Source organism: Bacillus sp. AM 13(2015) (genome assembly GCF_001518755.1).
Taxonomy (GTDB): Bacteria; Bacillota; Bacilli; order Bacillales; family Bacillaceae; genus Bacillus; species Bacillus safensis.
This window is the reverse complement of the sequence record NZ_LKCP01000036.1, coordinates 40,279-61,304: the sequence shown is the minus strand read 5'-3', so window position 1 is coordinate 61,304 and position 21,026 is coordinate 40,279. Positions and strand designations below refer to the sequence as shown.

Annotated in this window: 20 protein-coding genes; 15 read left to right on the top strand and 5 right to left on the bottom strand. The window is 42.1% G+C overall.

What is annotated here, in order from left to right; all coding sequences use genetic code 11:
- Window positions 1-6 precede the first annotated feature (6 nt).
- The 8 genes from uxaC (at window position 7) to AOQ70_RS04740 (ending at window position 10,352) form a co-directional block, all read left to right on the top strand.
- Window positions 7-1,443: a glucuronate isomerase gene (uxaC, locus tag AOQ70_RS04775; RefSeq protein WP_059375035.1), complete on the top strand. Its 1,437-nt coding sequence runs from the start codon at window positions 7-9 to the stop codon at window positions 1,441-1,443.
- A gap of 57 nt (window positions 1,444-1,500) precedes the next feature.
- Window positions 1,501-2,511: a LacI family DNA-binding transcriptional regulator gene (locus AOQ70_RS04770; protein ID WP_059375033.1), complete on the top strand. Its 1,011-nt coding sequence runs from the start codon at window positions 1,501-1,503 to the stop codon at window positions 2,509-2,511.
- 58 nt (window positions 2,512-2,569) lie between these two features.
- The gene (locus AOQ70_RS04765; RefSeq protein ID WP_059375030.1) at window positions 2,570-4,021 is read left to right on the top strand and encodes a tagaturonate reductase; all 1,452 of its coding nucleotides are present in this window, start codon (window positions 2,570-2,572) and stop codon (window positions 4,019-4,021) included.
- The gene (locus AOQ70_RS04760) at window positions 4,018-5,511 is read left to right on the top strand and encodes a UxaA family hydrolase (protein WP_059375029.1); all 1,494 of its coding nucleotides are present in this window, start codon (window positions 4,018-4,020) and stop codon (window positions 5,509-5,511) included. The genes AOQ70_RS04765 and AOQ70_RS04760 overlap by 4 nt, the downstream gene beginning before the upstream one ends.
- 20 nt (window positions 5,512-5,531) lie before the next feature.
- Window positions 5,532-6,923, top strand: coding sequence for a glycoside hydrolase family 28 protein (locus AOQ70_RS04755; protein ID WP_059375027.1), 1,392 nt, complete (start codon window positions 5,532-5,534; stop codon window positions 6,921-6,923).
- 171 nt (window positions 6,924-7,094) lie between these two features.
- On the top strand, window positions 7,095-8,045 hold the full coding sequence (locus AOQ70_RS04750; protein WP_059375025.1) for an ABC transporter substrate-binding protein: 951 nt from the start codon (window positions 7,095-7,097) through the stop codon (window positions 8,043-8,045).
- A complete protein-coding gene (locus AOQ70_RS04745) occupies window positions 8,011-9,069 on the top strand; it encodes a FecCD family ABC transporter permease (protein ID WP_059375023.1) in 1,059 nt (352 codons plus the stop codon). The genes AOQ70_RS04750 and AOQ70_RS04745 overlap by 35 nt, the downstream gene beginning before the upstream one ends.
- A complete protein-coding gene (locus AOQ70_RS04740) occupies window positions 9,066-10,352 on the top strand; it encodes a heme ABC transporter ATP-binding protein (protein WP_059375021.1) in 1,287 nt (428 codons plus the stop codon). Before AOQ70_RS04745 ends, AOQ70_RS04740 begins: the two co-directional genes overlap by 4 nt.
- 151 nt (window positions 10,353-10,503) lie before the next feature.
- Here AOQ70_RS04740 and AOQ70_RS04735 read toward each other — a convergent pair whose 3' ends face one another.
- Entirely contained in the window at window positions 10,504-10,818 is a 315-nt protein-coding gene (locus AOQ70_RS04735) for a putative quinol monooxygenase (protein ID WP_039181343.1), read from the bottom strand.
- Between the two features lie 228 nt (window positions 10,819-11,046).
- Here AOQ70_RS04735 and AOQ70_RS04730 point away from each other — a divergent pair, with 228 nt between their 5' ends.
- Window positions 11,047-11,616: a cob(I)yrinic acid a,c-diamide adenosyltransferase gene (locus AOQ70_RS04730; RefSeq protein ID WP_059375019.1), complete on the top strand. Its 570-nt coding sequence runs from the start codon at window positions 11,047-11,049 to the stop codon at window positions 11,614-11,616.
- A 90-nt stretch (window positions 11,617-11,706) separates the two neighbouring features.
- Here the strand turns inward: AOQ70_RS04730 and AOQ70_RS04725 are convergent, their stop codons facing one another.
- The 4 genes from AOQ70_RS04725 to AOQ70_RS04710 form a co-directional block, all read right to left on the bottom strand.
- The gene (locus tag AOQ70_RS04725; protein ID WP_059375016.1) at window positions 11,707-12,756 is read right to left on the bottom strand and encodes an NAD(P)/FAD-dependent oxidoreductase; all 1,050 of its coding nucleotides are present in this window, start codon (window positions 12,754-12,756) and stop codon (window positions 11,707-11,709) included.
- Window positions 12,757-12,838: 82 nt separating this feature from the next.
- Window positions 12,839-13,825 (bottom strand): ABC transporter substrate-binding protein, encoded by a 987-nt coding sequence (locus AOQ70_RS04720; protein WP_059375015.1) that lies wholly within the window; start codon window positions 13,823-13,825, stop codon window positions 12,839-12,841.
- 41 nt (window positions 13,826-13,866) lie between these two features.
- The gene (locus AOQ70_RS04715) at window positions 13,867-15,171 is read right to left on the bottom strand and encodes an NtaA/DmoA family FMN-dependent monooxygenase (protein ID WP_059375013.1); all 1,305 of its coding nucleotides are present in this window, start codon (window positions 15,169-15,171) and stop codon (window positions 13,867-13,869) included.
- A 275-nt stretch (window positions 15,172-15,446) separates the two neighbouring features.
- Window positions 15,447-16,241, bottom strand: coding sequence for an AraC family transcriptional regulator (locus AOQ70_RS04710; protein WP_039183310.1), 795 nt, complete (start codon window positions 16,239-16,241; stop codon window positions 15,447-15,449).
- A 225-nt stretch (window positions 16,242-16,466) separates the two neighbouring features.
- Between AOQ70_RS04710 and AOQ70_RS04705 the strand changes: the two genes are divergently transcribed.
- From AOQ70_RS04705 to AOQ70_RS04680, 6 genes are all read left to right on the top strand, one after another.
- Entirely contained in the window at window positions 16,467-16,859 is a 393-nt protein-coding gene (locus AOQ70_RS04705) for a hypothetical protein (RefSeq protein WP_059375012.1), read from the top strand.
- A 15-nt stretch (window positions 16,860-16,874) separates the two neighbouring features.
- Window positions 16,875-17,543, top strand: a complete 669-nt coding sequence (liaH, locus tag AOQ70_RS04700; RefSeq protein ID WP_059375010.1) for a stress responsive protein LiaH — start codon at window positions 16,875-16,877, stop codon at window positions 17,541-17,543.
- 214 nt (window positions 17,544-17,757) lie between these two features.
- Complete coding sequence (locus AOQ70_RS04695; protein WP_231730829.1) at window positions 17,758-18,516, top strand: DUF4097 domain-containing protein; 759 nt, start codon at window positions 17,758-17,760, stop codon at window positions 18,514-18,516.
- A gap of 31 nt (window positions 18,517-18,547) precedes the next feature.
- Window positions 18,548-19,312, top strand: coding sequence for a cell wall-active antibiotics response protein LiaF (gene liaF, locus AOQ70_RS04690; RefSeq protein WP_039183309.1), 765 nt, complete (start codon window positions 18,548-18,550; stop codon window positions 19,310-19,312).
- Window positions 19,309-20,373 (top strand): two-component system sensor histidine kinase LiaS, encoded by a 1,065-nt coding sequence (gene liaS / locus AOQ70_RS04685; protein WP_039181324.1) that lies wholly within the window; start codon window positions 19,309-19,311, stop codon window positions 20,371-20,373. The genes liaF and liaS overlap by 4 nt, the downstream gene beginning before the upstream one ends.
- Window positions 20,370-21,005, top strand: a complete 636-nt coding sequence (locus AOQ70_RS04680) for a response regulator (protein WP_024426015.1) — start codon at window positions 20,370-20,372, stop codon at window positions 21,003-21,005. The genes liaS and AOQ70_RS04680 overlap by 4 nt, the downstream gene beginning before the upstream one ends.
- The last annotated feature ends 21 nt before the right edge of the window (window positions 21,006-21,026 follow it).

The following is a 21,026-nucleotide window of genomic DNA, read 5'->3' as shown; positions in this document are numbered from 1 at the left end:
AGTTTGATGAAAGCCTTTTTAGATGATCAGTTTTTACTCAACAGTCAAACGGCGGAAAAGCTATACCATGAGTTTGCTAAGGACCTTCCAATTATAGATTACCATTGTCATTTAAGCCCCAAAGAAATCTATGAAAATAAAACCTTCCATAATATCACCGAAGCATGGCTTTACGGAGATCATTACAAATGGCGTGCCATGAGAGCAAACGGCATACCAGAATCACACGTCACAGGGGATGCCTCAGACTATGAGAAATTTCTGGCGTGGGCGAAGACTGTTCCCATGACCCTTGGAAACCCGCTCTATCACTGGACTCATTTAGAACTGAGACGATATTTTGGAGTTGAGGAACTTTTAAACGAAAAAACCGCACACATCATCTGGCAAAAAGTAAATGAAAAGCTGCAAGGAGAGGGTTTTGGTGCAAGAGACTTCATTGTGAAATCGAACGTTGAAACAGTCGTGACGACAGATGATCCAGTCGATTCGCTTTGCTATCATCAAAAACTGCGGGAAGAAGGATTCACTGTGCAAGTACTGCCCGGATTTCGGCCTGATAAGGCCCTTGATATAACAAATCACCTATTTACAGCGTATGTTCACGAACTGGCAGAGGCTTCATCTACTCCAATCCAATCCTATCAAGACTTTTTAACAGCACTCCGTGCAAGAATTGATTTTTTCCATGAACAGGGCTGCCTGATCTCAGATCATGCCATTAACGAAATGACGTTTGAAGAAACGACGGAAGAAGAAGTGGAAACCATCTTTCATAAAAGAATGTCTGGGCATGCATTGACGGAAAAAGAGAAGACTAAATTTAAAACACAAACATTCATTAAGCTTGGTCAGGCTTACTATGAGCGGGGCTGGGCGATGCAGCTTCATATCAATGCGCTTAGGAACAACAATACGAAAATGTTTGAGCGGCTTGGGCCAGATACAGGGTATGATGCGATGAATGATGCAGACATTGCCAAGCCGCTTTGCCGAATATTGGATCGTTTAGAACAAGAACAGGCACTGCCAAAAACCATTTTATATTCCTTGAATCCAAGGGATAATGTTGTGATTTCCACATTGGCTGGAAGCTTTCAAGACGGAACGGCACCTGGGAAGATTCAGCACGGTACAGCTTGGTGGTTTAATGATACGAAACAAGGGATGACAGAGCAGATGATGGCTCTATCCAGTATTGGACTGATCAGCCGTTTCATTGGGATGCTGACAGATTCAAGAAGCTTTTTGTCGTATACAAGGCATGAATATTTTCGAAGACTGCTTTGCGATATCATCGGAGATTGGGTAGAAAAAGGGGAAGCTCCATATGATCTTGATCTGTTAGGGGGAATCGTGAAAGGAATCAGCTATGAAAATGCCAGACAGTATTTCCAATTTGACCGGACGAAGCAGCTCCAGCATCCGAACAAAATGACATGAAGAAAATGAAAGCGATTTTATGATAAGATGGTAAAAAATCATAAAAGGCGGAATAGCATGACAGTCACAATTAAAGACATAGCAAAATTGGCAAACGTCTCTCATACCACGGTATCAAGGGCTTTGAATAACAGTCCTTTTATTAAAGAGAAGACAAAACAAAAGATTTTGTCGATTGCAAAACAGCTGAATTATTCACCGAATGTCCATGCGAGAGGCCTTGTATCACAAAAATCATTTACAATCGGTCTGTTTTTTACGAGTTTAACAGAGGGTACATCTTCAAGCTTCTTTGTGGATGCGTTAAAAGGTGTCAATAGCGTCATGACAGAGTATTATAATCTCTTTGTCAGAGGAATTGATGACTTTCACGATTATACAACCATTCATAAACAACGCTATGATGGCATTTTGCTCATGAGTCAAAGCGAGCACGATGAGGCGTTTATCCATCATGTGAAGAAACAGGGCATTCCCATCATTGTGCTGAATCGCCGTGTAGAAAGTCATGAAGTCATGAATATATTAGCAGATGATAGTCAAGGAGCTTACCAGGCTGCACACCATTTCATTCAGCAAGGTCATGAACAAATCGCCATCATTGAAGGGAAAGAAGGCTTTAAATCAACTCAAGAAAGAACAGCTGGTTTCCTGCAAGCGTTAATTGATCACCAAATGCCTATGAAGAAAGAATATATGATGAAAGGCGATTATCACATGAAAAGCGGCTATGAATCAATGGAATCGCTGCTGGCCCTTGATGAACCGCCAACAGCGCTCTTTTGCTCAAATGATGACATGGCGATCGGTGCAATGAATGCTTTATTTGCAAAAGGCAAAACGTGTCCAAATGATATTTCTATTATCGGTTTTGATGATATTGCATTTTCATCCTATACCACACCTGCATTGACAACGGTGAAAAAGCCGATTGAAAAAATGTGTGCACTTGGAGCAGAAGCTATCCTTTCAGTAATAAACGGTGAAGAGCAAGAAGAAGATCATATGGAAAAAGTGTATGTTCACACAGAGCTGATGATCAGAGATTCAGTTAAAAAGGTGCAGTAATCAGCACCTTTTCAGAAAAATGTTCACGTGTGCATATTACTTGGAGAGGGGAATCCATTTGAAACGATTATCAAAAGCCATTTACCCGGCACCTGAGTATCCGGAAACGATTTTGCAGATTGGTGAAGGAAATTTTATGCGAGGATTTATCAATTGGCACATCCAGAAGCTGAACGACTGCACAGATTTTAAAGGAAGAGCGGTTGTTGTCCCTCCTCGAAAAGGATCAGTGGCAGCCTTAAATGAACAAGATGGCTTGTACACATTATGTATTCAGGGATATCATGACCGGCAAGAAATGAATGAACGTATAATCATCCAATCGATTAGCAGAGGAATTAGTACGTATACGGATTACGAGGAGTTTTTACACGTAGCGGAAAACCCGGATCTCCGCTTTGTCTTCTCAAACACGACGGAGGCAGGACTTGTGCTCAAAAAGGAGGATCGTTTGGAGGATCGGCCACAAGCCAGTTTTCCAGGAAAGCTGACAGCGTTCTTGTATCACCGGTTTAAAGCTTTTGCTGGAGATGAGCGGAAAGGTCTGATCATTCTACCTTGTGAATTGGTTGAACAAAATGGTGATCGATTGAAGGAATATGTGATCAGTATGGCAGCTGAGTGGGAATTGTCGCCTGCGTTTATGACATGGATAAAAGAGGCCAACACGTTTTGTAATACGCTTGTGGACCGGATTGTCCCTGGATTCTCTAAGGAAGCGGCTGAAATCGTAGAAAAGGAAGAAGGGTATATTGACGAATTGCTTGTCACGGCAGAATATTATCATCTTTTTGTCATTGAAGCACCTGCCTTCGTACAAAAGGAGCTCCCCTTTCAAGAAGCAGGGTTAAATGTTCTTTTTGTAGAGGATATTTCGCCTTATCGTATGAGCAAGGTACGAATTTTAAATGGTGCACATACAGCGATGGTGCCGATTGCTTACTCATGCGGTATAGAAACTGTAAAAGAAGCTGTGGATGATGAGCATGTTGGTCCGTTCATCCGGCGTATGCTGGAGGAGGAAGTACTTCCAGGACTTGAACTTCCTCAAGATGAGCTTCTTCTTTATACACAATCCGTTTGGGATCGTTTTTGCAATCCATTTGTAAAGCATCAATTGCTGGATATTGCACTGAATGGGGTATCCAAATTCCGAACCCGTAATCTTCCGTCATTGCTTGATTATGTCGAGCAAAAGAAACAGCTGCCAATGAAACTTGTGTTTTCACTTAGCAGTCTCATTTATTTCTACAGAGCATATGCAGGAAGGGTAAAGGATGATGAAACTGTGCTCACGCTCATGAAGGACGCATGGGAAAACCGTTCCAATGAAACGGTTGCAGCGAGGATCCTTTCATACGAATCATTATGGGGCAGAGATTTAACGGATGTAAAAGGATTGAGTCAAGCTGTAGCTGATCAGCTTACCCTCATACAGAAGTACGGGATGAGAGCGGCTGTTCACCGAATGATGCGTCATCAATATGAAAATCAGGGGGAGAAGGCATGAAAGACTTTATTGTAATCCACCCTTCAGATAATGTCGGTATTGCTTTAAAAGGATTGGAACAAGGGGAAGAGCTGCAGCATCAAGGACATACGATTATCTTAAAAGAGACCGTTGGCAAAGGTCATAAGTTTGCATTGGCTGATATCAAGCAAAGAGAGAATATTATCAAATATGGCTATCCCATTGGTCATGCAGTGACTGCCATTTCTGCTGGAGAATGGGTGCATACGCATAATATTAAAACCAATTTATCTGGCAAGCTAGAATACGAATACCAGCCTTCATTATCAGAAAACCCCTATAAAAAAACGAATCTTACATTTAAAGGATTTAAACGAAAAAATGGTGAAAGCGGAATCCGCAATGAGCTTTGGATTGTTCCCACCGTTGGATGCGTGAATGGCATCGCCGATCAAATGATCCAAATATTCACCGCTGAAATGGGTGGAAACATCCATCCTTTTGAAACAGCCCTCGTATTAAAGCACAATTATGGATGCTCACAGCTTGGGGACGATCATGAAAATACGAAAACCATTTTACAAAATGCGGTGAAGCACCCTAACGCTGGAGGAGTACTTGTTCTTGGACTTGGGTGTGAAAACAATGACATTGAGGATTTTCAGTCCACATTAGGTGAATATGACCTTACGAGAGTGAAATTTTTAAGAAGCCAAGAAGTAGGAGATGAGATTGAGACGGGAGTCGCTTTACTCAAGGAAATTTATGATGCGGCGAAAGAAGATCATCGTGAAGATATTCCGTTATCTGAGCTGAAAATTGGCTTGAAGTGTGGAGGATCAGATGGATTTTCCGGTATTACTGCAAATCCGCTTTTAGGCAGACTGTCCGATTTTATTGTCGCGCAAGGTGGAACGACGGTGCTGACAGAAGTGCCCGAAATGTTTGGTGCTGAAACGATTTTAATGGAGAGAGCAGCATCAGAAGCGACTTTCGACAATATTGTGCAAATGATCAATGACTTTAAACAATACTTCTTGGATCATCGACAGCCGGTATATGAAAATCCTTCCCCGGGAAATAAAGCTGGTGGAATTTCGACATTAGAGGATAAGTCTCTCGGCTGTACACAAAAAGCAGGCACTTCTGATATTAAAGATGTATTGAAATATGGGGAGCTGCTGAAACAAAAGGGATTGAACTTATTAAGTGCACCTGGTAATGATTTGGTTGCTTCATCTGCTCTTGCTGCTTCCGGTTGTCAAATGGTGCTTTTTACAACAGGCAGGGGGACACCATTTGGTACGTTTGTGCCAACAATGAAGATCTCGACCAACACAGCTTTATATGAAACAAAAAAGCACTGGATTGACTTTAATGCCGGAGAACTGCTTGAAGATGTACCGGAAGATGTTGTGTTAGAAAAATTCATTTCAACGGTTATTGATGTGGCGAGTGGGAAGCTGTTAAATCATGAAAAAAACAATTTTAGAGAGCTGGCTATTTTCAAAACAGGTGTCACACTTTAAGGCGACTGGGGGATGAGAAAGTGTCTAAAAAACGGAATTTGATGTATATCACAGCAGGAACGGTACTAACTGGAGTCGGAATTGCTCGTTTAGCAAAGCAAGGGAAGAAAGATAAAAAAGCAAACGGGATCGATCAAGTGTTAAAGCAGATAAAAGCGCCGCATTTCCCAGATCGTGAATTGAATGTGGTTCATTATGGAGCAGATGCGGAAGGGAAAGAGTTATCTACAAATGCCATTCAGTCTGCCATCGATGAAGCACATCGGTTGAAAGGAGGAAGGGTGCTGATCCCAAGAGGGACGTTTGTGACAGGTGCTTTAGAATTGAAAAGCAATGTAGAACTTCATCTGCAGGAGAAAGCCTATGTGACATTCAGTCAAGACCCAAAGGATTATCTGCCTCTTGTACTGACAAGATATGAGGGGATTGAGCTTTATAATTATTCACCTCTCATTTATGCACACCATGCAGAAAATATCGCTATTACTGGAGCCGGAACGCTTGATGGCAGAGGGGATGAGCATCATTGGTGGCCTTGGAAGTATGGGACAAATGGCCAGCCCTCTCAAGATCAGGATCGTCAGCTCTTGTTTGAAATGGCGGAAAAGAGAATACCGGTAGAAGAAAGGGTATTTGGAGAAGGCCATTATTTAAGATCGAGCTTTATTCAGCCATACCAATGTCAGCAAGTTCTAATCGAAGGAGTGACAGTGAAGGATTCACCAATGTGGCAAATTCATCCTGTATTAAGTAGTCACGTCATCGTCCGCGGCGTTAAAATCATTGGGCATGGACCAAACACAGATGGTGTCAATCCGGAGTCTTGCCGGAATGTGCTCATTGAAGATTGTTACTTTGATAACGGAGATGATTGTATTGCCATCAAATCGGGCAGAAACGAGGATGGACGGAGAATAGGGGTTCCATCTGAAAACATCGTCATTCGTAGAAATGAGATGAGGGATGGACACGGCGGTGTGACGATCGGGAGCGAGATTTCTGGCGGGGTAAAGTTTGTTTATGCAGAAGATAACGTAATGGACAGTCCGAACCTTGATCGGGCACTGCGTATTAAAACCAACTCTGTCAGAGGCGGTACGATTGAACATATTTATTTTAAAAACAATACAGTCAAAAGTCTAAAGCATGAAGTGATCTGTATCGACATGATGTATGAGGAAGGAGATGCTGGTCCGCATCGTCCTGTTGTACGTCATATTGAAGTAGAAGGACTCAAAAGCAACGGCGGACGATATGGTGTGAAAATAGCCGCATACGCACATTCTCCTGTTACTCATTTTAAAATGAAAGATTGTGTCATAGATGAAGTGGCGTATCCCTTATCTTTAGAGCATGCAGTTTCTCCTGATTTTCAGAAAGTCGTTATCAATGGAGAACCAATCAATCAATAGAAGAGTGAAAAACAGTCTTTTTAGAGGCTGTTTTTTGTTTTATGAACAGAAAAGACGCTTTTAGAAATCACATATACAACCTATCTGCACTGTAGTATAATATTCCCGAAATTAGAAAAGAATTGACGAAAGAGATTTCGTTAAGCAGTACATAAACCAGGGGGTTCGCTCATGAAAAAGTTAACAGCTATTTGGCTATCGTTATTGCTTGTGATGGGTGTTTTAGCAGGATGTGCAGGCGCTGAGACAGATCATAAAGCAACAGGGTCACAAAATAAAGAAACGGCCACTGCGGCATTTCCAGTATCGATTAAAGATGCAGCTGGAAAAACGGTCGAAATCAAAGAACAGCCTAAACGAATTGTTTCGTTAATTCCAAGTAATACAGAAGTTGCCTATGCACTCGGCCTTGGAGATAAAATGGTTGGACGATCAGACTTTGATAATTATCCAAAGGAAGTCGAAAAGGTAGAGAAGATTGGCGGACTTGAATTCAATGTCGAGAAGGTCATTTCATTAAAGCCAGATCTTGTGTTAGCACATGCATCTCAAATGGGATCAAAAGAAGGATTTAAACAGCTTGAAGAGGCAGGGATAAAAGTTCTGACTGTAAATGATGCAACCTCCTTTAAGGATGTGTACAAATCAATCGATATGATCGGTGAAGCAGCTGGCGTGAAAGAAGCATCAACAAAACTTGTAGACGAGATGAAAACAAAATTGAATGACATCAAGAAACAAGCAGAGACGATTTCAAAAGACAAACAAAAAACTGTCTTTGTCGAAGTGTCAGGTGCGCCTGAAATCTATACAACTGGTAAAAATACATTTATGGATGAAATGCTTTCTGTTATCCATGCCAAAAATGCTGCTGGCGATCAAACTGGCTGGGTGCAAATGACAGAAGAATCGATCATCAAACGAAATCCTGATGTCATCGTGACAATTGATGGTTCCAGCTTAGCTGATTTGAAAAAAAGAGACGGCTGGAATGCAATGAAAGCAGTGAAAGAAAAACAAGTCTTTCAATTGAATACGGATCTCGCATCAAGACCGGGACCGCGATTGGTTGAAGGAGTCGAGGCTCTTGCGAAAAGCGTCTATCCTGACACGTTCAAATAAATTGATCATCGCATATACACTAAGTGCTTTACTTCTTGTGATGAGCATTGGAATGGGAATCTCCTTTGGAAGCTTAGGGATTCCCATTCCTTCTATTCTTCGTATATTTATTCATGAACTATTCGGAATACAGTTTGGAACCATTGATTCCATCGATCGCAATATTATGATGAACATTCGGCTGCCAAGAGTCATATTAGCGGCATTAGTCGGAGCAGCACTGGCGTTATCTGGTGCAGCTTTTCAAGGTTTATTAAAAAATCCTCTCGCTGACCCTTATACGCTGGGGGTATCTCAAGGGGCATCAGTTGGAGCCGTAGCGACTCTGTTTTTTAGCTTGCAGCTCCCGCTTGTTGGCAGTTTCACATTGCCATTATTCAGTATGACAACGGCGCTTGTGACCCTGTGTCTCGTTCTCTTTTTTGCGCGTCTTGTTCATCGGGGGATGAGCATTTCTTCTTTAATTTTAACAGGAGTGATTTTTAGCTCTTTTTTGGGTGCGCTCATTTCATTGATGATTGCTTTAACAGGTGATGATCTAAAAGAGATCATTCATTGGCTGCTTGGCAGTGTGTCCATGAGAGGCTGGCGTTATATTGCGCTTTTTCTTCCTTTCTTTCTTATTGGGACCTTTACGTTAATGTTGATGGGGCGAGATTTGAATGTCATGACATATGGCGAGGAGAAGGCAAAGCTATTAGGTGTCCATGTGAAAAGGAGCAAATATATTGTGCTGCTGGCGGGCTCGATTCTGACCGGAAGTGCAGTAGCGGTATCAGGGACGATCGGTTTTGTAGGACTTGTGATTCCGCATTTTATCCGCCTCTTAACTATCACGGATCATCGGCATCTGCTGCCTTTGTCTATGTTGAACGGTGCTTCCTTTCTCGTAATAGCAGATGTGTTATCCCGTACCATCATTGAGCCGACTGAATTACCGATTGGCATCATTACTGCGTTAATTGGTGCACCTGTATTTGGCATCATCCTCATTCGTCAATATAGAGGGGGGACGCACGTATGATTCAAGTGAAGGAAATCAGAGGTGGCTATGGAGAGAAAGAGATCATTCGTGGCATTAGCTTTGAAGTAAAGCAAGGAGAATTTCTCGGTATACTCGGCCCAAACGGGAGCGGGAAGACGACCCTGCTTAAAATGATGGCAGGAATTTTAGCCCCTGAGAGCGGTGAAGTGCGCCTCGGCAGTCACCTTGTTCAATCCTATCAGCCAAAGGCGCTTGCGCAAAAGATGGCAGTTCTGCCGCAGAAAACGGATCAAGTTTTTTCATTTACGGTGGAAGAAACCGTCCAATTCGGCCGTTATCCATATCAAAAAGGGTGGCTGCAATCTGCCACGCAAGAAGATGTGCAGGTAGTCAGAAAAGTAATGGAACAAACGGGTGTTGCACAGTTTAAGGATCAACCCATCCATGAGTTAAGTGGCGGTGAACAGCAGCGTGTGTATTTGGCACAGGCATTGGCGCAGCAGCCTGAATATTTATTGCTGGATGAACCAACCAGCTTCCTTGACTTAGCCTATCAAAAAGATTTGCTTGATTTAATTAAAGAAGAAACGACTTCCTCTAGGTTAACGGTCATTGGCGTATTCCATGATGTGAACATTGCTAGTTTATATTGTGATCGGCTGCTGCTGCTTCATGAAGGAAAGACTGACATGTTAGGACTGCCGCATCACGTTTTGACCACCGAACGAATCAACCGTGTGTATGAAACAAATGTGACACCGCTCCAGCATCCAATTAGGGCAAACCCTCAGCTGATGGTTGAACCTTCCGCCCCTTCTAAAACATCAATTGTAAACATAGCGGATGGCTGGAGGACATATGGCTCAGAAGGAATGACATTTTCCATTAATCAGCCTCTTCGCATCCTTACCTCACATAAGGAAAACGGCGGGTTCTTTTGGAAAAGGTCGATTGGAACGGGAACGAAGACGCTTCATCATCAGTTAGAGCCAACTGAAGATATGCTGTTTTTCGAGCAAGCTAAAGGATTAGCGAAATACGCTGCAGAAGACGCCGAAGACGATATGATCCTTTACAGCATGCTTCAGCAGGAAAAGTTGAACATTTGGCTTATCCTGAAACGATCTTTATCAGACGGCGCAGCTGTTCAGCTCATAGGTCAGCTTATGCACATCATAAAGCAAGAAACAAGCATTCCAATCCATCATCTTTGTATTGCTGCACCCAATACGCAGGAAACGGAAGATGTTGACCTTCTACACGAAAGATTAGGACAAAAGGTGTATGGGCTTCTTCATAAGTTGAAAGTCATTCAAAAGTGAACGTACAGTTATATTTAGGTTAGTTGAGTAAAACAGTTGATATTGTAATGACTACACATATCTAAAATGTGTAGTCATTACAATTGTTCTTAAGAAAAAAAGCTGCCACAATGACAACCAGTTCTAATTTTATATCTAAGACGGTTGAATTCTAATTAGATGAAATGCCCTTTCCGCCTTGTGTTATTAAAGTATTGATTCTATCAATACCAGTAATAATTGGTTTCGCACGACTTATTAATGTTTGGGTAGCTTCATGACCTAGAGATGCTTGATGGGCATCTTCGTTTGCCCACACTTCATAAACATAAACAGAATTTGGTTCATTCTCGGAAATATTCACAAGATATATTTCACATTCATCCAAATTCTTCATTGATTCTGCTGCTTCTAACAGAATATCAACCATTTTTTCTTTTTCGCCTTCTTGTACCATAAACTTGTTAAATAAACTAAATTTACTCATACCATCCTCCTTCATTTTGTCTTAATCACATTTTAGACACTATAAACTATATCTTCAATCATTATTTTATAAGGAAATAAAAGGGGTGGTTGGCCTTCATAATGGACAAATGGTTCACTTTTCTGTTTCATTAATGACATTCATTCACCATGTTTTAGTAAAACAACTACATCCTATTTAGTTCGGGTTATACTAAAAGGACAAAGCAGTAGAAAAGGGGGAATACCGTTGAAACTTTATACGAAAACCGGGGATCAGGGACAAACAGGCTTGATCGGAGGAAGAGCCGATAAAGATGACGTGAGAGTTGAAGCTTACGGCACATTAGATGAGGCGAATAGCTTCATTGGACTTGCGCATGCAAATTTACGGCAGCATGGCAAATTGTTTCAGGACCTTTTGTCAGAGCTGATCGTTATACAGCATGAGCTGTTTGACTGCGGCGGTGATTTGGCAGCAGTGAAACCACCTAAAGAGGGCAAATTAACAGAAGCCTCTGTGGCAGTCCTTGAGGAAAGAATGGATGTCTATGTAGAAGAAGCTGCGCCGCTCACCAAGTTTATTTTACCGGGCGGTCAGGAAGGTGCTGCTCTTTTACATGTGGCGCGGACAGTCGTTAGAAGAGCAGAGCGGCATATTGTGACGCTTGCGAAACAGGAGGAGATTCCAACCGTTGCGCTCACATATGTAAACCGTCTATCCGATTATTTATTTGCTGCTGCCCGAATCGTGAATCATCGGCTTGGTGAAGCTGATGTTGAATATGAACGAAGTGCCGACGTGTTTCGTTCTAAATAAGGAAAGCACTCTTCGAATGAGAAGAGTGCTAAACGTCTTCGTTCTGTAAGCACAGAAGGGATTCCAAGTCTTGCTTGTGCAATGAACACTTTATTTCGTATACAAATGCTTCATCAGCTCTTTGTTTTTTTGAATAAATATGTCATTGTGCGAAGAAACCATTCCACGAGCGCTTGCATCAGGCATTACGTATTGCTTCGCTTGGTTTACCGCATTCGCAGCATCCTGGAAAGCCCCAGCAATCAAATGTAATTTTCCTTCATGATGCAAAATATCGCCTGCTGCATAAATGCCCCGGACTGACGTCTCACTCAGTGGAGTTCCTGCAATCCAGTAATCCTTCTGCTCTAGTTTAATGGCACTATTCGCAAGTAATTCTTTGTCTCGTTCGTATCCATGATTGATAATGACTTCATCTATGGCTAGCTTAAATAAAGTATCGTCCTGATTATTTTTGAGGACAACCGTTTCAATCCGTTCATGATCGTCTGCTGCGATGAGCTTTTCAATCGAGGTATGAAGCAGACATTGGACAGAGCTGTTATTAAGTCTTGATATTTCGGCTTCATGTCCTTTTAAAGCATCTTTCCGGTAGGTTAAATACACTTGCTTGGCAATCGGCTCCAGCTCATTCGCCCAGTCAATGGCTGAATTACCACCTCCTGAGATCAACACGGTTTTATCTTTAAAACGTGCAAGGGATTTGACCGTATAATGCAAATTTTGAACCTCAAATCGTTCTGCACCCTCAATATCCAATTTAATCGGCTTGAGGATACCTCCTCCAACAGCTAAAATGACGGTTTTGGAGTAATGTTTTTGATTGGACGCGGTGTGGAGAACAAAGTGACCTGTTTCGTCTTGAGAAATAGAGGTCACCTTTTCTCCGAGTACGACCTTTGGATCAAAGGTCAGTCCTTGAGTAACAATTTGTTCAATCAGCTGCGAGCCTGGAACTGGCGTTAATCCTCCTATATCCCAGATCATCTTTTCTGGATAAACATGCACCTTTCCTCCAAGGAAAGGCTGGAATTCAATCAGTTTCGTTTTCATTTCACGCAATCCACTATAAAAGGCGGAAAACAATCCAGCAGGTCCGCCGCCAATAATGGTTACATCATAAACTTCCATATCCTGCATCGTACAATTCTCCCCACTTCTTTTGCTTCATTTATTTTTAAAAATGACCATAGTCATGATTTCATAGCTGATTCATGCAGTCTCATTTATTTTCTAATTGCTGCTGCAAGGCTTCTAAAAACTGGATGCGGCTATAAGCAGGTCCTCCTTCAAGGAGTGGATGTACCACATTGATATAAACCTGATCCTTTTTAAAGGCCGTCATATTTCGAATAACAGGATTCTTTTTCATGTCATCAAATGCCTGGCTTGCCTCTTGATTTTCATCCGTAGAAAATTGTACAAATAGATAATCCGGATTCATTTCTCCTAGCTGCTCGACAGAGATTGCTTCTTGTGTCTTTGCCAAACTAATCGGCTGAGGAACGGCGAGACCCAATTCGTTATACAAGACAGGATTGAAATAAACATCTTCTGGATATACGAAGGCTTGTGCTCCCCGAATGCGAATGATGGCTACTTTTTTATCCTTGAGCTTTTCCTTTAACGAAGCTTTTGCGTCTTTGACATCTGTTTTGTATTGAGTGAGGATTTTCTCTGCTTTCGTTTGTTTTCCTGTTAATTCGGCCATTAGCTCTAAATTAGCCTCCCAATTTGTCGCGATATGGGAGATTGGAATGGTCGGCGCAATTTTCTCTAACTTGTTCAGTACGACTTGTTGAAATTTAGAGGAGCCTAAAATAACATCAGGTTTCAAACTTAATATTTTCTCAAAATTTGGCTGCTGTTTTTCACCGATTGATTCGGAATCGCTTGTGATTGAAGCAAATATTTTCGGAAACTTTCCTCCTACTGATATTGCCCCTGCCGGATGAACATCAAGTACAACGGCATCTTCCATCGCTTCCATTGCCCCAGTAATGACGATTTTTTCGGCTTTTTTCGGGATGGTATACTTTTTCCCAAGATACTCTATTGTTTTCGTAGCAGCATCACCTGAATTTTCAATTCCGGCATTTTTGCTTCCGGAGGCAGTAGTTGATTGCTTAGGCTTGTCTCCTCCGCCGCATGCCGCCATGATCAGCATCAATAAGGAAATGAAGCCGATGATCATTAATTTCTTATTCATCTTTTCAAAACTCCTCTCAAACTGTCTATTGTAGTCGTGCTTTATTTCATCCCCAGATGCTCACGTAAGGTGGATCCTATATATTCACTTCTAAATAAGCCATGTTGGACGAGTAAGGGGACCAATTCGTCAAAAAATAATTCTAGTGATTGTACTGAGCCCGGAAGAGCAATGAAACCGTCTAAAGCGCCTGCTTCAAACCATCTGGTTATTTCTCTCTGTGCATCCTCAGCTGTTCCCACGATGACCCAGTGTGCCGATCCAATGACCTCTGGTCTGGAGAGTAGTTCTCTTACGGTAGGCTGCGTTTGTACAATCAACCTGCGCAGCAAATCAGCATGAGTCTGACTGCGTACCTGCTCATCCAATCCTTGCAGCATATCGGCAGGAACGGGTTGATCTAAGGGAAGGTGACGAATATCGAGACCTAGAATCGATTGTATCGCTGCATAACCTTGTGCAGTGCTTAAATGGGAATGAGCCTCTCGATACATTTCATGCGCCTCATCACGTGTTTTTCCTATAAAAAAGTACAAGCCAGGCAGCACACGGATCTCATCCGGCTGGCGGCCATGCTTGCATGCTCTTCTCCTCATGTCTTTCCGTAATTCAATGCCTGAGGCCATATCAGGGGTTGCTGCAAACATCGCATCTGCAGTTGAAGCGGCAAAATCCCGCCCCGTTTCCGAAGCACCTGCCTGAAACAAAGGAATGGTTCCTGACGGATGAGCTGGCACATTAAGCGGCCCCTTAATTTGAAAGAAATGCCCTTCATGTTGAATAGAATAAATTCTCTCCTTGTCAGCAAACTGTCCTGTCGCTCGATTGATGAGCAGCGCCTCATTTGGATAGCTCTCCCAAAGCTTGCGTACAACATCCGTAAATTCCATCGCCTTCTTATATCGTTCTTCTGAGGTTGGCATGGGTGAATGGCTAAAATTATCGGCTCCGTCGATCGAAGTGACAATATTCCAGCCGGCACGTCCATTGCTGATCGAGTGCAAGGACTGAAGCTGTCTCGCCACTACATAGGGAGGGTTGAACGTAGTCGAGGCAGTTGAAACAAGTCCGATTCGATCCGTCTCATGAGCAATCGAAGCAAGCAGAACCGTTGGATCAAGACCGCCAAAGCCAGGGGAGTGATCCAATGACTCTATGTGGAGTGTCAGTGCATCCGGCTTAAAAAGAAAGTCAAGCTTGGCCATCTCTGCTCTCTTTGCAAGCTCAACGTAAAAGTTGGTTGAAAATAAGTGTTCTACCATGCTGCTCGGATGCTGCCAGCCTTTTCCCTTCAACCAGGTCGCTGACAAGGACAATCCGATACAAATCTGCCTTTTTTTGTTCACATCATCTGCCTCCCTGTCGTTGCTGATTATTAGTCAGCAATAATCGATATTGATAATCATTATCATTTAATAGTATAGCAAGGACCTCGTGAAATGCGAATACACAAATAGCGAATATCATATGCATTATTATCTAATCTGGACTGACAGAAGAGCGATGATCTTGATCGACTTCAATTTATGAGGCAGTTAGGCTGGTTATTTCATAGAGAGCTGTGGAATTCCTTTAAGGAATGAGGCTGGCGTCTATCGTTTTGAGAAGAAATACGACAGATTTATTTAGCGATATATGCGCTAGGCGGCACTCCGAATTTCTTTTTAAATAGTCTGCTAAAATATAGCGGATTGGGATAGCCGACAGTCATAGCAACGTCACGAATCGAAATATTGCCTGCCTTTAGTATTTCAAGCGCTCTTTCCATACGATACTGGATGACATAGTCAATTGGGTGAAGTCCGGTATATTTATGGAAAAAGTATGAGAAGCTTTTAGGATTCATATCGAACAGTTCAGCGAGATCCTGAAGTGTTAATGGAATCATATATTGTCCTCTAATATAAGCGATGGCTTCCTCAATGACCCTTTCATGAGGAGAGCTCTCTTCCTGCTTACAGCCCATTAGTATTTGATATAGGATGCGTAAAAATAATTCTTTGACTCGAAGTTTCCCCATTCCGCCAGGTGTATGGACATTCTGATGGAGCATGGTGAGTAATTCAATGATTCTCGGATTTGCTCCCGTTTCCAGCTTGAAAACAGTGTCACAGTCAGATTCTTTATCACAATTCAAATGATAGAAAAGTGAATGGTACTCGTATTCTGATTGACTGATCACCTGCAGGGCAAGCTGGCATCCTGGTGTTACATGGATGACGGACCCTGGCTGCAAATCGTAGCTCTTTCCATTAACATTCAGCCTAGCTTCCCCGCGAATACTGAAAAGAAAGCAAGCACTTTCTGTCTTAAACTCCCTTAATGTACTATGGGGCTGGATGACTAAACGATAGATTTCTTTTATGTGAAAAGGATGACTAGCAAATAGATCAGCTAGTTGATCTCTATTTATCAATATACGACACCTGCCTCTTACTTGATTTAGATACAACTTATTCTGTGATTCTACCATACGTTTAACAACACTCTTCTTTTCGATGAGTGTTTTTTGTTTGATTCAACCGTTCAGTCTGAGCATTGTTACGACTCTAGTCGCAATCAAAAATCAATCTGTGACACGTTTTGCCGGCTTTCTTTTTTGACTATAGTTAAAGCAAGGAGCAAGAAAGGAGGCATGAAGATGAAAATAACAAGTAAAACCATTATCGGTTCAATTTTATTGTTTGTCGGTTTATCCATCTTCTTTGGTGGTTCATTAGGTGGACTGATTCCGGTTTTGATTGGGGCATGGCTCATCTATGTAGGTGTTAAAAAATATGAAAAAGGCAGTAAAACCTCAGGGATCATTCTAGCAGTCATTGGTGTACTGATCGTCGTGCAATTCCTGCCGTTTTTACTCGGCATCGCATTTGCAGGGGTACTTCTTTATTCTGGCTGGTCGATGATTAATGGTGAATCTACCAAAAAATCATCAAGCAGAGCCTATATGGAGCCAAACACGGCACCCAATACGGAGGAACCGATTCACACGTCATTTGATCAAGAATGGGAAGACTTTTTAAAGAAAAAATAAAAGGAGGAACATCAAATGGTATTAAGAAGAGTAAGAGATATGTTTGTTGCAACTGTCAATGAAGGGTTAGATAAATTGGAGAATCCGCGTGTCATGCTGAATCAATACGTTCGTGATATGGAGGATGATGTTGCGAAAGCGAAACATGCCATCATCAAACAGCAAACGATTCAGCAAGGCTTCCTGCGAAAAGCAGAAGAGACGGAAGCATTTGCTGAAAAGCGAAAGAAGCAGGCGGAGCTGGCATATCATGCGGGAGAAGAGGGGCTTGCACGAAAAGCGCTCACGGAAATGAAGTATTTTGAAGAAAAGCACAACGAATATCAGGAAGCGTACCAGCAGTCTGTGAAACAATTGAAAGAGCTGAAAGAGCAATTACAGCACTTAGAAACGAAGCTGCGTGATATAAAAGACAAGAAACAGGCACTGATTGCAAGAGCCAATGCCGCACAGGCAAAGCAGCATATGAATGATTCCATCAATAAAGTAGACAGTGAAAGTGCATATAAAGAATTTCTTCGAATGGAGAACCGTATTGAAGAAATGGAAACAAAAGCAGGCAGTTATGCACAATTTGCGGATCAAGGGGCATATGCTCATTTAGACTATGCCGACGAGGTTGAAAAAGAATGGCAGAAACTGAAGCTTGAGAAAAAGCCTGAACAGCAGCAAGCAAACGTATAGAGATCACATCGGAAGAAAAGCAGGCTTTTTCTTCCGATATTTGATTTCTTTCTGTTTCGCTTTTCCTTATAATGAAAAGGTCAGAAGATAAAGGGATGGTATGAATGAAGCGATTAATCGGTCTAATTTGTATACTTGTAGGTATCTTTTTAATGATTGGCATGCTTTTCAAAAATGAAGGTCTCTTTCATTTAAGTTTTCCCGTGAAAAACCAGTGACAACAGCTTCAGCAAAAACAGAGGAGATTGATCAATTAGATATTTCTCTTTCTGGGTTTCGCGTGAAGGTAAAACCTGAAAATCGTTCCGATATTTCCGTGACTGCTGTCAATGGAAAAGGGAAAATGTATGCGGAGCAAACAGGTGGTACCTTCAAAATTCGGGCTGAAAATAAAAGCTTCTTGTTTTTCACTCAATTTGAAAAAGGAGAGCTTTTGGTTAAAATTCCAACAGATTATCATAAAAATGTGAAGATTACAGGTGGAAGTGGCGTCAGTGAGATTGACGGAGGAGGAAAGCTGTCCCTTCAAGATGTGATACTCAAATCAACGAGTGGAAACCTCACAGCCGAGAATTTTTCAGCAAAAAATGTAGAAATCAAAGCAACCTCTGGCAGGATGGCAGTGTCGCATATCGATGCGAAGGATAGTGATATTGGGGCAACTTCAGGGCGTGCCGATATTAATGATGTCAAAGGCAAACTGCAATTGGGCATGACAAGCGGCCGAATGACGGCAAGTTTTGATACAATTGAGTCACCTGTCTCCTTTCAGATGACATCAGGGAGCGCGAAATTTAATTTGCCAGATGACGGAGATTTCAACGTTCAGGTGAAAAAAACAAGTGGAAGCGTCGATCACTCGTATGACTTTGATCAAGTGGATAATGAAGGTCGAGGCTTTACAGGTACGCAGGGAAAAGGGACACATTTAGTCGATATTGAAATGACAAGTGGTAACCTCAAGCTGCGGTAATGAATGAAAGAAAAGGAAGGAGGCGAGTCAACTGCGTTTTACAAGGAATCAAATATTAGGCATCATTGTTGTGATTTTTGGTATTAATTTATTTCTCAAAATTATTGGGATCGGAGCAGATCTGTTTTGGCCTGTGTTTTTTGCGCTGGCGGGTTATTGGCTGCACTCACGATCCAAACGTTGGCTCGGTTCAGTTTCCTATATTTTTGCCGGCTTTCTCTTCTTAAAATTTCTGCTCAATATTACATTTAGTTTAACAGGTTACTTATTTGCGGCCTTTTTGATTTATGCCGGCTATCGCTTATTGAAAAATAAACCTGTTTTTGATGTCGATAAAAAGGAAACATCAGACGATGGGAAGCCTTCACTGAAAGTCAATCTTGAAAAAGAGGGCGATCAGAAGAAAACAAAAAGCCAGACAAAGCCGCGCAAAGAGCATGATTTTTTTATCGGTGAAGTCAGGCTGATGAAAAAGCCTTTTCAACTAAGTGATTTGACGATTTCAGGTTTTATTGGCGATGTTAAAATCGATTTATCAAAGGCGATCATTGCAGAAGAAGAGAGCACAATCGTGATTAGCGGACTGATCGGCGATGTGGATATTTACGTACCGCAGGATATTGAAGTATGTGTGAGTGCTTCAGCCGCGATTGGTGATATGAAAATCATAGATGAAAAAAGAAGCGGCTTCGGCAGTAAAGTGTATGTGATGACCAACGATTATGATGAGAGCAAACGAAAAGTGAAAATCTCCATCTCTCTACTGATCGGAGATGTGGATGTGAGATACTTATGAGGAAATTGCATTTAGGTATCCAGTGGCAATCTGTTCGTCTTGGAGTCGGCGTCTCGCTCGGTGTTGTAACGATGACGACACTGCTGATGTTTTTTTATTATCAGCTTGATCCAATGATCCTGCTTTCTACCCGCTGGTTTGGCATACCGTTTTTTTGTATTTTACTCATCGTTAGTCTTGCGATTGGGATTTCTGCCGCGAGTGTATTTGGCTATCAGCATAAGAAGAGGCTCGACCAGCTTGTAGAGTCGATTTTGAAGTTCGAAAATGGAAACTTTGCATACAGACTGCCGTCGCTTGGCGATGATGAAATTGGCTTAGCCGCCGATCAATTAAACGAAATGGCGAAGCGGGTGGAAGGGCAAGTAGCCTCTTTGCAAAAGCTTTCGAATGAACGGGCTGAATGGCAGGCTCAAATGAAGAAATCGGTTGTCTCAGAAGAGCGTCAGCGGCTGGCACGAGAGCTCCATGATGCGGTCAGCCAGCAGTTATTTGCGATTTCGATGATGACCTCAGCTATTCTTGAAGGCATGAAGGAAAAGGACGAAAAGATTTTAAAACAAATGCAGCTTGTCGAACGAATGTCTGGCGATGCACAAAATGAGATGCGTGCTCTTCTGCTTCATTTGAGACCGATCACTCTAGAAGGAAAAGACCTGAAAAAAGGCTTAATTGAGCTGCTAAATGAATTTCAAGCAAAGCAGCCGATTGATATTGATTGGGAAATCGAAGATGATGTTCCGTTATCTAAAGGAGTAGAGGACCACCTCTTCCGAATTGTGCAAGAAGCACTGTCGAATGTGTTTAGGCATGCAAAGGCGACAAAAGTGACAGTGCGTCTGCTCATAAGAAACCGGCAAGTGCAGCTAAAGATTATTGATAATGGTATTGGCTTTCAAACAGACCATGTGAAGACGGCCTCCTACGGACTGGAATCGATTCGAGAAAGAACAAGTGAGGTAGGCGGTGTCGCGGAGATTATGTCATTTGAGGGAAAAGGCACACAAATTGATGTGAAGGTTCCCATTTTTGATGAAGGAAAAGGAGAGAACGTTCGATGATTCGAGTGCTTTTAATCGACGATCACGAAATGGTGAGAATGGGGCTTGCGGCCTTTTTAGAGGCGCAGGCTGATATTGAAGTCATTGGTGAAGCGTCAGATGGACAAAAAGGTGTAGAGCTAGCCGTTGAATTAAGGCCAGATGTGATTTTAATGGATCTCGTCATGGAAGGGATGGATGGCATAGAAGCAACGAAAAGAATTTGTCAGGAAATTGAAGATGCCAAGATCATTGTTCTGACGAGCTTTATTGACGATGATAAAGTCTATCCTGTGATTGAAGCGGGTGCTTTAAGCTATTTATTAAAAACATCCAAGGCAGGAGAAATTGCGGATGCCATCAGATCTGCAAGCATCGGCGAACCAAGACTTGAATCGAAAGTGGCAGGAAAGGTCATGAATAAACTCCGTCATTCATCAAATGGGTCTATCCTTCACGATTCATTAACAGCAAGAGAAATGGAGATCTTGAAGCTGATTGCTGATGGGAAATCGAATAAGGTCATTGCCGAGGAATTATTTATTACAATTAAAACGGTGAAGACCCATATTACCAACATTCTTTCCAAACTTGATGTGGAAGATCGAACGCAAGCGGCTGTGTATGCCCACCGCCATAAGCTGATTCAATAAAAAAACAGCTTTCAAGTGAAA